This is a genomic window from Clostridium paraputrificum AGR2156, assembly GCF_000424025.1.
GTDB lineage: Bacteria > Bacillota > Clostridia > Clostridiales > Clostridiaceae > Clostridium > Clostridium paraputrificum.
In genome coordinates, this window is the sequence record NZ_AUJC01000019.1 from 1 (window position 1) to 14,761 (window position 14,761).

Annotated in this window: 14 protein-coding genes and 1 other annotated feature; all 14 genes read left to right on the top strand. The window is 34.5% G+C overall.

What is annotated here, in order from left to right; genetic code table 11:
• The coding region (locus tag G594_RS19960) for an EF-Tu C-terminal domain-related protein (protein ID WP_479723510.1) at positions 1-93 on the top strand (93 nt) is incomplete at its 5' end.
• Between the two features lie 192 nt (positions 94-285).
• Positions 286-435, top strand: a complete 150-nt coding sequence (rpmG, locus tag G594_RS0114105) for a 50S ribosomal protein L33 (RefSeq protein WP_027099171.1) — start codon at positions 286-288, stop codon at positions 433-435.
• Between the two features lie 51 nt (positions 436-486).
• Complete coding sequence (secE, locus tag G594_RS0114110; protein WP_027099172.1) at positions 487-714, top strand: preprotein translocase subunit SecE; 228 nt, start codon at positions 487-489, stop codon at positions 712-714.
• Between the two features lie 32 nt (positions 715-746).
• Positions 747-1,268 (top strand): transcription termination/antitermination protein NusG, encoded by a 522-nt coding sequence (gene nusG, locus G594_RS0114115; protein ID WP_027099173.1) that lies wholly within the window; start codon positions 747-749, stop codon positions 1,266-1,268.
• A gap of 88 nt (positions 1,269-1,356) precedes the next feature.
• Entirely contained in the window at positions 1,357-1,782 is a 426-nt protein-coding gene (rplK, locus tag G594_RS0114120) for a 50S ribosomal protein L11 (protein ID WP_027099174.1), read from the top strand.
• Positions 1,783-1,834: 52 nt separating this feature from the next.
• Complete coding sequence (gene rplA, locus G594_RS0114125; RefSeq protein ID WP_027099175.1) at positions 1,835-2,524, top strand: 50S ribosomal protein L1; 690 nt, start codon at positions 1,835-1,837, stop codon at positions 2,522-2,524.
• A 44-nt stretch (positions 2,525-2,568) separates the two neighbouring features.
• Positions 2,569-2,702 (top strand) — a sequence feature (ribosomal protein L10 leader region).
• A gap of 34 nt (positions 2,703-2,736) precedes the next feature.
• A complete protein-coding gene (gene rplJ, locus G594_RS0114130) occupies positions 2,737-3,240 on the top strand; it encodes a 50S ribosomal protein L10 (protein WP_027099176.1) in 504 nt (167 codons plus the stop codon).
• Positions 3,241-3,282: 42 nt separating this feature from the next.
• Positions 3,283-3,648 carry a 50S ribosomal protein L7/L12 gene (rplL, locus tag G594_RS0114135; RefSeq protein ID WP_027099177.1) on the top strand — a complete coding sequence of 122 codons (366 nt, stop codon included), beginning with the start codon at positions 3,283-3,285 and terminating at the stop codon, positions 3,646-3,648.
• Positions 3,649-3,919: 271 nt separating this feature from the next.
• Entirely contained in the window at positions 3,920-7,624 is a 3,705-nt protein-coding gene (gene rpoB, locus G594_RS0114140) for a DNA-directed RNA polymerase subunit beta (protein ID WP_027099178.1), read from the top strand.
• A gap of 21 nt (positions 7,625-7,645) precedes the next feature.
• Positions 7,646-11,176 (top strand): DNA-directed RNA polymerase subunit beta', encoded by a 3,531-nt coding sequence (gene rpoC, locus G594_RS0114145; RefSeq protein WP_027099179.1) that lies wholly within the window; start codon positions 7,646-7,648, stop codon positions 11,174-11,176.
• A gap of 194 nt (positions 11,177-11,370) precedes the next feature.
• Complete coding sequence (gene rpsL / locus G594_RS0114150; RefSeq protein WP_027099180.1) at positions 11,371-11,748, top strand: 30S ribosomal protein S12; 378 nt, start codon at positions 11,371-11,373, stop codon at positions 11,746-11,748.
• 147 nt (positions 11,749-11,895) lie between these two features.
• Complete coding sequence (rpsG, locus tag G594_RS0114155; RefSeq protein WP_027099181.1) at positions 11,896-12,366, top strand: 30S ribosomal protein S7; 471 nt, start codon at positions 11,896-11,898, stop codon at positions 12,364-12,366.
• A gap of 76 nt (positions 12,367-12,442) precedes the next feature.
• Positions 12,443-14,509 carry an elongation factor G gene (gene fusA, locus G594_RS0114160; protein WP_027099182.1) on the top strand — a complete coding sequence of 689 codons (2,067 nt, stop codon included), beginning with the start codon at positions 12,443-12,445 and terminating at the stop codon, positions 14,507-14,509.
• A 159-nt stretch (positions 14,510-14,668) separates the two neighbouring features.
• On the top strand, positions 14,669-14,761 hold a 93-nt coding region (locus G594_RS19030), incomplete at its 3' end, for a GTP-binding protein (protein WP_034866829.1).

The following is a 14,761-nucleotide window of genomic DNA, read 5'->3' on the forward strand; positions in this document are numbered from 1 at the left end:
ACTCAAGTAGCAATGGACGAAGGTTTAAGATTCGCGATCAGAGAAGGTGGAAGAACTGTAGGTTCAGGTGTTGTTACTAGCATAATAGAATAATTGATATAAAATTGGTTTAAAGTATTAGGACTGGGTATTAATACCTAGTCCTTTGCAAAGGAAGACCATATTGACAGTAGACAACTTTTATGATAATGTGGAAAAGTAACTCATAATTACAAAATTAATTGAAACAGTAAGAGAAATTGTCTCTTAAAATATAATATATAGGAATAACTGGAGGTGCAGACCGTGAGAGTAAAGATAACTTTAGCATGCACAGAGTGTAAGCAAAGAAACTACAACTCAATGAAGAATAAGAAGAACAACCCAGACAGAATGGAAATGCAAAAGTATTGTAAGTTCTGTAAGAAGCACACTCTTCATAGAGAAACTAAGTAATTAGCGATTTAAGTAAAGACACATACTTACCAATTTTAAGGATGTGATAAAATGGCTGACAATAGTAAAGTTAAATCCAATACTGCTAAAAAAGGCGGTATATTTAAGTTTTTTAGAGAGGTTAAGGCAGAAGTTAAAAGAATAACTTGGCCTTCTAAAAATGAAACTAAAAAAGCATTAATTGCTGTAGCTGTGTTCGTCTTAATCTATGTTGTAATAATAGGCGGATTCGATTATATTTTTCAAAACCTCTTTGAAGTGATTTTGAAACTTAAGTAAGGGAGGTTTAGGTGGATATCACCGGAATAAATATGAGTGAAAGAGCAAGATGGTATGTAGTACATACATACTCAGGATATGAAAACAAAGTGAAAGCTACTATTGAAAAAACTATTGAAAATAGAAATCTTCAAGAACTATTTGTTGATATACAAGTTCCAATGGAAGAAGTTATTGAAGAAAAAGATGGTAAGCAAAAAGTAACTTTGAAAAAGAAGTTTCCTGGTTATGTGCTAATAAAAATGCTAATGTCAGACGAATCTTGGTATGTAGTAAGAAATACCAGAGGAGTGACAGGGTTTGTTGGACCTGGATCTAAGCCAGTTCCGCTTACTGAAGAAGAAATTGAATCTATGGGAATTGTTGAACTTCCACAAGAAATTGATTTAGAAGTAGGCGAAGGGGTTAGAGTAATATCAGGACCATTAAGAGATTTCGTTGCACTAGTGCAAGAAATTAATGCTGAAAAGCACAAAATAAAAGCATCAGTAGATATGTTCGGTAGAGAAACTTTAGCCGAACTAGATTTTAATCAAATCGAGAAGTTAGTTTAATAGTTATATAAATTATTAACTAATGTTTTTTAATTAAGTGGGAGGATTGAAAAAATCCGTAATCACCACAGTATAGGAGGAATAACAAATGGCTAAGAAAGTAACTGGAATGATTAAACTTCAACTTGCAGCAGGTAAGGCTACACCAGCACCACCAGTTGGTCCAGCATTGGGTCAACATGGTGTAAACATAATGGGATTCTGTAAGGAGTTTAATGCTAAAACTGCAAATCAAGCTGGATTAATAATACCAGTAGTAATCACAGTATACCAAGACAGATCTTTTAGTTTCATATTAAAGACACCTCCAGCTGCAGTTCTAATTAAGAAAGAATTAGGATTAGAAAGCGGTTCAGGTGTACCAAACAGAACTAAGGTTGGTAAGTTAACAAAGGAACAAGTAAGAAAGATTGCTGAATTAAAAATGCCAGACTTAAATGCTGCTACAATCGAAGCTGCTATGAGCATGATCGAAGGTACTGCAAGAAGTATGGGCGTAACTATCGAAGAGTAATTCATAAATTCGTGGGAGGTCTAGGCCGTTATTACCACAAAGGAGGCTTATTATGGGAAAGAAATATGTTGAAAGTGCAAAGTTAATAGATAAGAATACTTTATACAATCCAGCAGAAGCTTTAGAGCTATCTGTAAAAACTGCAAAAGCTAATTTCGATGAAACTATCGAATTACATGTAAGACTTGGGGTAGATCCAAGACATGCAGATCAACAAGTTAGAGGAGCAGTTGTATTACCAAACGGAACTGGTAAGACTGTAAGAGTATTAGTATTTGCTAAAGGAGATAAGGCTAAGGAAGCAGAAGCGGCAGGAGCAGAATTTGTCGGAGCTGAAGAATTAGTTCAAAAGATCCAATCAGAAAACTGGTTCGACTACGATGTAGTTGTAGCAACTCCAGATATGATGGGTGTTGTTGGTAGAATAGGTAGAATACTTGGACCTAAGGGATTAATGCCAAACCCTAAGTCAGGAACAGTAACATTTGATGTTGCTAAGGCAATTGCTGACATTAAGGCTGGTAAGGTTGAATATAGAGTTGATAAGACTGCTATAGTTCACTGCCCAATTGGTAAGAAGTCATTCGGTGCTGAAAAGTTAAAGGAAAACTTCCACGCATTAATGGAAGCTTTAATTAAGGCTAAGCCAGCAGCAGCTAAGGGACAATATGTAAAATCAGTAACTGTTTCAAGCACAATGGGACCAGGAGCTAAGATTAACCCAGTAAAAGTTTTAGAATAGTATTGACTTGAACTGAATTAGATGCTATAATCGGTTGTGTTGTTAAAAAGATAATATTATTTCCGTAGACAGTAGGTGCTATTGCATAACGTATAACAACCTACCGAGGTACCAATAAAGTTAGTTATGTTTACTTTAGGTCTTCCTTGTCTACGGGAAGACCTTTATTAATATTAAGCAGTTATAAACTGTGAGGAGGTGGACACACAGTAATGAACAAGAACAGACAAATGAAAGAAGCAAAGGTTGCTGAAATCAAAGAAAAGTTAGAAAAGTCACAATCTGTAATTCTTGCAAGCTATCAAGGTCTTACTGTTGAAGAAGATACTCAATTAAGAAAGAACTTAAGAGAAGCTGGTGTTGAATATAAAGTATACAAGAATACTTTAGTAACATTAGCTGCTAAGGAATTAGGATTAGAAGCTATTTCTGAATATTTAGAAGGACCAGTTTCTATAGCATTCGGATATGAAGATGCTACTGCTCCTGCAAGAATCTTAAATGATTTTGCTAAGGATCATAAGAAACTTGAATTAAAAGCAGGTATTGTTGAAGGACAAATCTTTGATAAAGAAAAGGTTTCTCAACTTGCTACAATACCATCAAAAGAAGTTCTTATTGCGAAACTTCTTGGAAGTATCAAGGCTCCTTTATCAAACCTTGCATACTTATTAAGTGCAATTAAAGATCAAAAAGAAGCTGAATCAGCTGAATAATAACAAAACAATGTGTTAAGTAATTTTGGAGGTGCAATTAAAATGACAAGAGAAGATATCATTCAAGCTATAAAAGAAATGAGCGTTTTAGAATTAAATGAATTAGTAAAAGCTTGCGAAGAAGAATTCGGAGTAAGCGCTGCTGCTCCAGTAGCAGTAGCAGGTGCAGCAGTTGCAGGTGGAGCTGCTGAAGAAAAGACTGAATTTGATGTGGTATTAGCAAATGCTGGATCTCAAAAGATTAAAGTAATCAAGGTTGTAAGAGAACTTACTGGGTTAGGATTAAAGGAAGCTAAGGAAATAGTTGACGGAGCTCCTAAGACATTAAAAGAAGCAGTTTCTAAGGAAGAAGCTGAAGACATCAAGGCTAAATTAGCTGAAGTTGGTGCAGAAGTAGAAGTTAAGTAATTTAACTTGGAATATAAAAAGGTGCTGTATAGCACCTTTTTTATTGTCCAATAGTACGGAAGAAAAAAATAAAAAATATTGACATTAATTTGGGAATATGATACTATCATTAAATGTACTGTTCAATATGGATAAGTATATAAAAATGGCAAAATGTGTATAGGTGCATAAAAATGTGGCTATACTAAAAAGATGATGTTCTCCGAAAGCATAAAGTCCTTAGGGAAGCTATGCTTTTGGTTATTTTAGTTTATACAAGGGGTGAAGATTCATGGTACATCCTGTCCAAGTTGGGAAAAGAACAAGAATGAGTTTTGGTAAGGTTAAAGACGTAACCGAAATGCCAAATCTAATTGAAGTACAATTAGATTCGTATCAGTGGTTTTTAAGAGAAGGGCTTCATGAGGTTTTTGATGATGTCAATCCGATAAGCAACTTTACTGGTAATCTAGTACTTGAATTCGTAGACTATAAGCTTGATATGGATAATATTAAGTATTCAGTGGAAGAGTGTAAGGAAAGAGACGCTACTTATGCTGCACCACTAAAGGTTTCTGTAAGATTACAGAACAATGAAACAGGAGAAATAAAAGAACAAGAAGTCTTCATGGGTGATTTCCCATTAATGACTGAACAAGGAACTTTTATTATTAATGGTGCTGAAAGAGTAATAGTCAGCCAATTAGTAAGATCTCCAGGTGTATATTACAGTTATAGTAGAGATAAGAGTGGTAAAAAGCTGTTTTCTTCTACAGTAATTCCAAACAGAGGAGCTTGGTTAGAATATGAAACTGACTCTAATGACGTAATATATGTAAGAATTGATAAGACTAGAAAGCTACCAATCACTATTTTAGGAAGAGCAATGGGATTTGGAAGTGATCAAGAATTATTAGATTACTTTGGAGAAGAAGAAAGATTCAAGGCAACAATTGAAAAAGACAATACTAAAACGAAAGAAGAAGCACTATTAGAAATCTATAAAAGATTAAGACCAGGTGAACCACCTACAGTAGATAGTGCAGTATCTTTAATTGATTCTTTATTCTTTGATGCAAAAAGATATGATTTGTCTAGAGTAGGTAGATATAAGTTCAACAAGAAACTTGCATTAAACTTAAGAATTGCAAATCAAATAGCTGCTAATGACATTATTAATCCATCAACTGGAGAAATAATGGTTGAAAGCGGCCAAAAAATTAGTAGAACAATTGCTGAAGAAATTAGAAATGTAGGAATAAATTCAGTTGATGTTTTAGTGGAAGATAGAGTTGTAAGAGTAATCGGAAATAACTTTGTTGATATAACTAAGCATGTTAACTTTGATGTAACAGACTTAAACATTAAGGAATATGTACATTACCCTACATTAAGAGAAATTTTAGATAATTACTCTGATGAAGATTCAATAAAAGAAGAAATCAAGAAAAATATCAATAAATTAATTCCTAAGCATATTATAAGAGATGATATTTTTGCGACTATTAGTTACGAAATTGGATTGGCTTATAATATAGGATATGTTGACGATATTGATCATCTTGGAAATAGAAGAATTAGATCAGTTGGTGAATTACTACAAAACCAATTTAGAATTGGTTTATCAAGAATGGAAAGAGTAGTTAAAGAAAGAATGACTATTCAAGATCAAGAAGCAATTACTCCTCAAATGTTAATAAACATTAGACCAGTAGCTGCTGCTATTAAAGAATTCTTTGGTAGTTCTCAATTATCACAATTCATGGATCAGATTAACCCACTTTCAGAATTAACTCACAAGAGAAGATTATCTGCTCTTGGACCAGGTGGTTTATCAAGAGAAAGAGCTGGTTTTGAAGTTAGAGACGTTCACCATTCTCATTATGGAAGAATGTGTCCTATCGAGACTCCAGAAGGACCTAACATAGGTCTTATAAACTCCTTAGCAACATTTGCAAGAGTTAATGAATATGGGTTTATAGAAACACCATATAGAATTATAGATAAAGAAACTAATACAATTACAAATGAAATAAGATATTTTACGGCAGATGAGGAAGATCAATATTTAGTTGCACAAGCTAAAGAACCGATTGACGGAAATGGTCACTTTGTTGATAAAAAGGTAACAGTAAGAAATAAGGAAGATGTATTTGTTGTACCAGCAGAAGATGTAGATTTAATAGACGTATCGCCTAGACAAATAGTATCAGTTGCTACTGCAATGATACCTTTCCTTGAGAATGACGATGCCTCAAGAGCACTGATGGGATCAAACATGCAACGTCAAGCTGTTCCATTATTAAAGACTCAAGCTCCTATCGTTGGTACAGGAATAGAGTACAAAGCAGCAGTAGACTCAGGAGTACTTCCTAAGGCTAAAAATGCTGGTGTTGTAACTTATGTAAGTGCTAACGAAGTGAGAATTAAAAGAGATATTGATGGCGGAATTGATACTTATAAATTACTTAAGTTTAAGAGAAGTAACCAAGGTATGTGCATAAATCAACGACCAATAGTTGATAAAGGTGAAATAGTATTTAAGAATCAAGTATTAGCTGATGGTCCATCAACAGATCTAGGTGAAATATCATTAGGTAAAAATATCAGAATGGGATTCATTACGTGGGAAGGATATAACTACGAAGATGCTATGCTTATTTCTGAAGAACTAGTTAGAGAAGATGTATTTACATCTATTCATATAGAAGAATATGAATGTGAAGCTAGAGACACAAAATTAGGACCAGAAGAAATTACTAGAGATATTCCTAATGTAAGTGAAGATGCACTTAAGGATATCGATGAAAGAGGAATAATAAGAGTAGGTGCTGAAGTAAGATCTGGAGATATTCTTGTTGGTAAGGTTACTCCAAAGGGTGAAACTGAATTAACAGCTGAAGAAAGACTGTTAAGAGCAATATTCGGTGAAAAGGCAAGAGAAGTAAGAGATACTTCATTAAGAGCTCCTCATGGTGAAGCTGGTATAATTGTAGATGTTAAAGTGTTTACAAGAGAAAATGGAGACGAATTAAATCCAGGCGTAAATGAACTTGTAAGAGCTTATATTGCGCAAAAGAGAAAGATATCTGTAGGGGATAAGATGGCTGGACGTCATGGTAACAAGGGGGTTATCTCAAGAGTACTTCCTGAAGAAGATATGCCATTTTTACCAGACGGAAGACCGCTACAAATATGTTTAAATCCTCTAGGGGTTCCTTCACGTATGAACATCGGTCAGGTACTTGAAGTTCACTTAGGATGGGCTGCTAGCCAATTAGGATGGCATATAGCTACTCCAGTATTTGATGGAGCAACTGAAGAAGATATAGAAGAATGTCTTGAAAAAGCAGGTTATAATGCTAATGGTAAAACTGTTTTATATGATGGTAGAACAGGAGAACCATTTGATAATGAAGTTACAGTTGGTATAATGTATATCTTAAAGCTAGCTCACTTAGTTGACGATAAGATTCATGCTAGATCAACTGGACCATACTCACTAGTTACACAACAACCACTTGGAGGTAAAGCTCAATTTGGTGGTCAAAGATTTGGTGAAATGGAAGTTTGGGCATTAGAAGCATATGGTGCTGCGCATACATTACAAGAAATATTAACTGTTAAGTCAGATGATGTTGTAGGTAGAGTTAAGACATATGAAGCAATAGTTAAGGGTGAAAATATCCCTGAACCAGGTGTTCCAGAATCATTTAAGGTTCTTATTAAAGAACTTCAAGCTCTTTGCTTAGACATTAAAGTTTTAAATGAAGAAAATCAAGAAGTTCAATTAAAAGAATTCGCAGATGAGGATATGGAAAACTTAGAGGTGAATATAGAAGGAACAGAAGAATTTACTTCTGAACCAGAAGCGGAAATTGATGATAGCTATACAGTAGAAGAAGTAGAACCAGAACAAGAAGAAGATTTCGAAAGTTTTCAAATCGAGGGACTACAAGAAGATTTAGTACTAGATGATTTTAATGACGAACACTAATTTTGAAGGGAGGATATACCCTTGTTTGAGTTAAATAATTTTGATGCAATACAAATAGGATTAGCATCTCCTGAGCAAGTAAGAAAATGGTCAAGAGGAGAAGTTAAGAAACCAGAAACAATAAACTATAGAACATTAAAGCCTGAAAGAGATGGTCTATTCTGTGAAAGAATATTTGGACCAATGAAGGATTGGGAATGTCACTGTGGTAAATATAAAAGAGTAAGATATAAAGGTATAGTTTGTGATAGATGTGGAGTTGAAGTCACAAAGGCTAAAGTTAGAAGAGAGAGAATGGGGCATATAGAACTGGCTGCCCCAGTATCTCATATATGGTACTTCAAAGGAATTCCATCAAGAATGGGATTAATACTTGATATGTCACCAAGAGCTTTAGAAAAAATACTATACTTTGCTTCATACGTAGTAATTGATCCTAAGGAAACACCACTTTTAAAGAAGCAACTTCTTAATGAAAAAGAATATAGAGAAGCTGCAGATAAATATGGTGAAGAAAGCTTTGTTGCAGGTATGGGTGCAGAAGCTGTTAAACAACTTCTAGGAGAAATAGATTTAGAAGCACAATCTATAGAGTTAAAAGAAGAGTTAAAGCAAAGTACAGGTCAAAAAAAGGTAAGAATAATTAGAAGACTTGAAGTTATTGAATCCTTCAAAAAGTCTGGTAATGATCCAAAGTGGATGATTATAGATGTAATTCCTGTTATTCCACCAGATTTAAGACCAATGGTACAATTAGATGGTGGAAGATTTGCAACATCTGATTTAAATGATCTTTACAGAAGAGTTATAAATAGAAATAACAGACTTAAGAAGTTATTAGATTTAGGAGCTCCTGATATCATTGTTAGAAATGAAAAAAGAATGCTTCAAGAAGCAGTAGATGCTCTTGTAGATAATGGAAGAAGAGGAAGAGCTGTAACAGGTCCTGGTAATAGACCATTAAAGTCTTTATCAGATATGCTTAAAGGTAAGCAAGGTAGATTTAGACAAAACTTACTTGGTAAGAGAGTTGACTACTCAGGTAGATCTGTTATCGTTGTTGGTCCAGAATTAAAAATGTACCAATGTGGTCTTCCTAAAGAAATGGCTCTTGAATTATTCAAGCCATTTGTAATGAAAAAATTAGTTGAAGATGGAATAGCTCATAACATAAAGAGTGCTAAGAGAATGGTAGAGAGAGTAATGCCACAAGTATGGGATGTATTAGAAGAAGTTATTGCAGACCATCCGGTATTATTAAACCGTGCTCCTACACTTCACAGATTAGGTATTCAAGCATTCCAACCAGTATTAGTTGAAGGTAGAGCTATAAAGTTACATCCATTAGTTTGTACAGCATATAATGCTGACTTTGATGGTGACCAAATGGCTGTTCACGTACCTTTATCTGTAGAAGCACAAGCAGAAGCAAGATTTTTAATGCTTGCGGCTGGTAACATATTAAAGCCATCTGATGGTAAACCAGTTTGTGTTCCTACTCAAGATATGGTTCTTGGTTCTTATTATTTAACAATAGATAAGGAACAAGAAAAGGAAGATAAATATTTCTACTCAAAAGAAGAAGCTATAATGGCTTATGAGTTAAAAGAAATAGGAGTACATGATAAAATACATGTAAAGTTATTTAAGACTGTAGATGGAGTTGAAAAAACAGGAATAATTAAAACTACTGTTGGTAAATTAATATTCAATGAATCAATTCCACAAGATCTTGGATTTGTTGATAGAAATAATAAAGATGAAGAGTTTAACTTAGAAGTAGACTTCTTAGTTACTAAGAAATCTTTAGGTAAGATAATAGATAAGTGTTACTTAAAGCATGGTCCAACTGAAACTTCGATAATGTTGGATAAAATAAAAGCCTTAGGATATCACTATTCGTCAATCGGAGCTATAACTGTTGCTGCATCAGATATGATTGTACCTAAAGAAAAGTATGATTTATTAAGAGATGCGGATGAAACAATAGAAAAGATTGAAAAAATGTATAAAAGAGGTTTCATATCTGATGATGAAAGATATGAAAGAGTTATAGAAAAATGGACTAAGACAACTGAAGAAGTTGCTGATACTCTAATGGAAAGCCTTGATAAATTTAACCCAATATTTATGATGGCTGACTCTGGTGCCAGAGGTTCTAAGTCACAAATTAAGCAATTAGCTGGTATGAGAGGACTTATGGCAAGTCCATCTGGTAAGATTATAGAATTACCAATTAGAGCATCCTTTAGAGAAGGTCTAGATGTACTTGAATACTTCTTATCTACTCACGGAGCTAGAAAAGGTAATGCCGATACCGCCTTAAAGACTGCCGATTCAGGATACTTAACTAGAAGATTAGTTGATGTTTCTCAAGACGTAATTGTAAGAGAAGAAGACTGTGGCGCTACAGATGGTATGGTTGTATCTGAAATTAGAGAAGGTAATGAAGTTGTTGAAGGCTTAGCTGAAAGATTAACAGGTAGATATCTTGCAGAAGATGTAATAAACCCTTCTACAGGAGAAGTTATTGCTAATAACGATACTTATGTTGATTCAGAAATGGCAGAAACAATAGTAGCCACAGGAGTTAAAAAGGTTAAAATTAGATCTGTATTTACATGTAAGTGTAAAATAGGTGTATGTGCTAAGTGTTATGGAATGAATATGGCTACTGCTAAGAAGATAAACATAGGTGAAGCAGTTGGTATAATAGCTGCTCAATCTATCGGTGAACCAGGAACTCAGCTTACAATGAGAACATTCCATACAGGTGGTGTTGCCGGTGCGGATATAACACAAGGTCTTCCTAGAGTTGAAGAATTATTTGAAGCTAGAAAACCTAAGGGGCTTGCAATTGTAAGTGAAATTAGTGGTACTGTAAGAATAGAGGAAACTAAGAAAAAGAGAACTGTATATGTAATGGGAGCTGATGGCGAAGAAAAGAGCTATGATATTCCATTTGGATCAAGACTAAAAGTTAACGATAATGATGTTATAGAAGCTGGAGATGAAGTTACAGAAGGTTCTGTTAACCCACATGATATCATGAATATCAAGGGTATAGATGGTGCTAGAAGATATCTGCTTAGTGAAGTTCAAAAAGTTTATAGACTTCAAGGGGTTGATATTAATGATAAGCACTTAGAAGTAGTTGTTAGACAAATGACTAGAAAGATTAAAGTTACAGATTCTGGTGATACTGAACTATTACCTGGAACAATGATTGATATATTTGACTTCGAAGAAGCAAATGAAAAGGTAAGAGAGTTTGGTGGAGAAGAAGCTACAGGAGAACAAGCGCTATTAGGAATTACTAAAGCTGCTCTTGCAACTGACAGTTTCTTATCAGCAGCATCATTCCAAGAAACAACAAGAGTACTTACAGAAGCTGCAATAAAGGGTAAAACTGATCCTCTTGTTGGATTGAAGGAAAATGTAATAATAGGTAAGCTGATTCCAGCTGGAACTGGTATGATGAGATACAGATCAGTAAAGCTTGATGTTGAAGAAGATTTAACTATGGATGACAGCTTATTAAAGGTAGAATAATACAATTCAAATTTATTGACATGCGTATGCTTAAATGATAAAATACGAGATGTGTGATTTTTAGATTCACATAGATTTGATTGTCTACATGTTTCATGGAGGCAAAGTAATTATTACTTTGCCTTTATGAATTTAATTAACTTGTTTTATCTTTTTATATTTAAATAGATAAATAAAATTCAGGAGGTGAAAGAATGCCAACTATAAGCCAATTAGTAAGAAAAGGAAGAAAAGTAGCTGTTACAACTTCAACTGCTCCAGCACTTAAGGAGTGTCCTCAAAAGAGAGGTGTTTGTACTGTTGTTAAGACTACTACTCCAAAGAAGCCTAACTCAGCGTTAAGAAAGATTGCCAGAGTAAGACTTACAAATGGATATGAAGTTACTGCATACATTGGTGGTGTAGGACACAACTTACAAGAACATAGCGTTGTTCTTATAAGAGGTGGTAGAGTAAAGGACCTTCCTGGTGTTAGATACCATATCGTAAGAGGAGCATTAGACTGTGCTGGTGTAGCTAACAGAATGCAAGGAAGATCAAAGTATGGAGCTAAGAGACCTAAGAAGAAATAGTCTCTTAACCAATTGTAGTGCTTATCTTCAGCATTTACATAGATTTATAACTTAAGTTTATATAGATGAAGGAGTTAGCACTTTACGGTATCGAAATAGTACCGAGTACCGATGAACTTAAATTATCATGTTAAGGAGGGAAGAAAAGTGCCAAGAAAAGGACATATAGCAAAGAGAGATGTATTACCAGATCCAATGTACAACTCAAAGGTTGTTACTAAGTTAATAAACAACATAATGGAAGATGGTAAAAAGGGAGTAGCTCAAAAAATATGTTACAATGCATTTGAAGTTATGGCTCAAAAGACTGGTAAAGATGCATTAGAAGTATTTGAAGAAGCTATGAACAATGTAATGCCTTTACTAGAAGTAAAAGCAAGAAGAATAGGTGGAGCTACTTATCAAGTTCCAATAGAAGTTAGAGCAGAAAGAAGACAGACTTTAGGTATCAGATGGATACTAGCTGCTGCTAGAAAAAGAGGAGAAAAGCTTATGGCAGAAAGATTAGCTGGAGAATTATTAGATGCAGCTAATAATACTGGTGCTGCTGTTAAGAAGAGAGAAGATACTCACAAGATGGCAGAAGCTAATAAGGCTTTCGCTCACTACAGATACTAATATAAAAACTGTTTTGGTTCTTTTACCAAAACAGTTTTCTAGAATTTATAATTACTCGTTGAGAGGAGGAAATTAAATGGCAAGACAATATCCGTTAGAAAAATTCCGTAATTTCGGAATAATGGCCCATATAGATGCAGGTAAGACTACAACTACAGAACGTATATTATTCTATACAGGAAGAACACACAAAATTGGTGAAACTCATGAAGGGGCTTCTCAAATGGACTGGATGGTTCAAGAACAAGAAAGAGGTATAACAATTACTTCTGCAGCAACAACTTGTTTCTGGGAAGGTCATGAATTAAATATCATTGATACTCCAGGTCACGTAGACTTCACAGTAGAAGTTGAAAGATCATTAAGAGTACTTGATGGAGCAGTTACTGTTCTAGATGCTAAGAGTGGGGTTGAACCTCAAACTGAAACTGTTTGGAGACAGGCAGATAAGTACGGCGTACCAAGAATGATTTATGTAAATAAGATGGATGCGACTGGAGCAGATTTCTTCAGATGTGTTCAAACAGTAAGAGATAGATTAAAGGCTAACGCTGTTCCAATACAAATTCCAATAGGATCAGAAGACCAATTTAAAGGAATGGTAGATCTTATATCAAATAAGGCTATATTATTCTATGACGATCTTGGAAAAGATGTTAGAACTGAAGAAATTCCAGCAGATTTAGTAGATCAAGCTGAAGAATACAGAAATGCTATGATAGAAGCAATAGCTGAAACTGATGAAGAATTAATGATGAAATACCTTGAGGGTGAAGAAATAACAGCAGATGAATTACATGCTGCTTTAAGAAAAGCTACAATAGCTAATGAAATTTATCCTTGTATTTGTGGTTCTTCATACAAAAACAAAGGTGTTCAAGAAATGATTAATGGAGTTGTTGCATACTTACCATCTCCACTAGACATTCCTGCTGTAGAAGGTACTAATTTAGAAGGTGAAGCAGCTACAAGAGAAGCTTCAGATGAAGCGCCTTTATCAGCATTAGCATTCAAGATTGCTACTGACCCATTCGTAGGAAAGCTTGCTTTTGCTAGAATTTACTCTGGTATAATAGAAAGTGGTTCTTACGTTCTTAACTCAACTAAGGGTAAGAAAGAAAGAATTGGTAGACTTGTTAAAATGCATGCTAATCATAGAGAAGAAGTTGAATCACTAGAAGCTGGTGAATTAGGAGCAATTATAGGATTAAAGAATACTACAACTGGAGATACTCTATGTGCAGAAAATAATCCAATAATTCTTGAATCAATGGAATTCCCAGAACCAGTTATCAACATTGCGATTGAACCAAAGACTAAAGCTGGTCAAGAAAAGATGGGGTTAGCATTAGCTAAGCTTGCAGAAGAAGATCCAACTTTCAAGACTTGGACTGATCAAGAAACTGGTCAAACAATTATCGCAGGTATGGGTGAACTTCACTTAGATATTATTGTTGATAGACTTCAAAGAGAATTCAAAGTTGAGTGTAATGTAGGTGCACCTCAAGTTTCATATAAAGAAACAATTAAGAAGGCTGTTAAGGCTGAAGCTAAGTATGCTAAGCAATCAGGTGGTAAAGGACAATACGGTCACGCTGTAATTGAAATGGAACCAACTGAAGGAGAATATTCATTTGAAAATGCTGTTGTTGGTGGAGCTATTCCAAAGGAATACATTCCAGCAATCGATGCAGGTATTCAAGAAGCAGCTTTAACAGGTAACATAGCTGGATACAATGTTATTAACTTTAAGGTTAAGTTAGTACACGGATCTTACCATGAAGTCGATTCTTCAGAAATGGCGTTTAAGATTGCTGGTTCTATGGCATTTAAGAATGCTATGGCTAAAGCAGATCCAGTATTATTAGAACCAATGATGAAGGTTGAAATAACTGTACCTGAAGAATACATGGGAGACGTTATAGGTGACGTTAACTCAAGAAGAGGTAGACTAGAAGGTATGGATTCAGTAAATGGAGCTCAAGTAATTAGAGCATTTATTCCATTAGCTGAAATGTTTGGTTATGCAACATCATTAAGATCAAGAACTCAAGGTAGAGGTGTTTACGCAATGGTATTCGATCACTACGAAGAAGTTCCAAAGAGCATACAAGAACAAATCGCTGGAAATAGAAGTAAATAGTTTGTTTGGTGTTACATAAAGGTAACACCAAACACTTATTAATATAAGTATTTATAAGTAAACTACAATATAAATATAGATATTGTGATATTTATAGGTTATAATAATGACTGAAAAAAGTCTTTAAATTTATTGATATATTTTAAGGAGGAATTTGCAATGGCAAAGGAAAAATTCGAGAGAAATAAACCCCACGTAAATATTGGAACAATCGGTCACGTAGACCACGGTAAGACAACACTTACAGCAGCA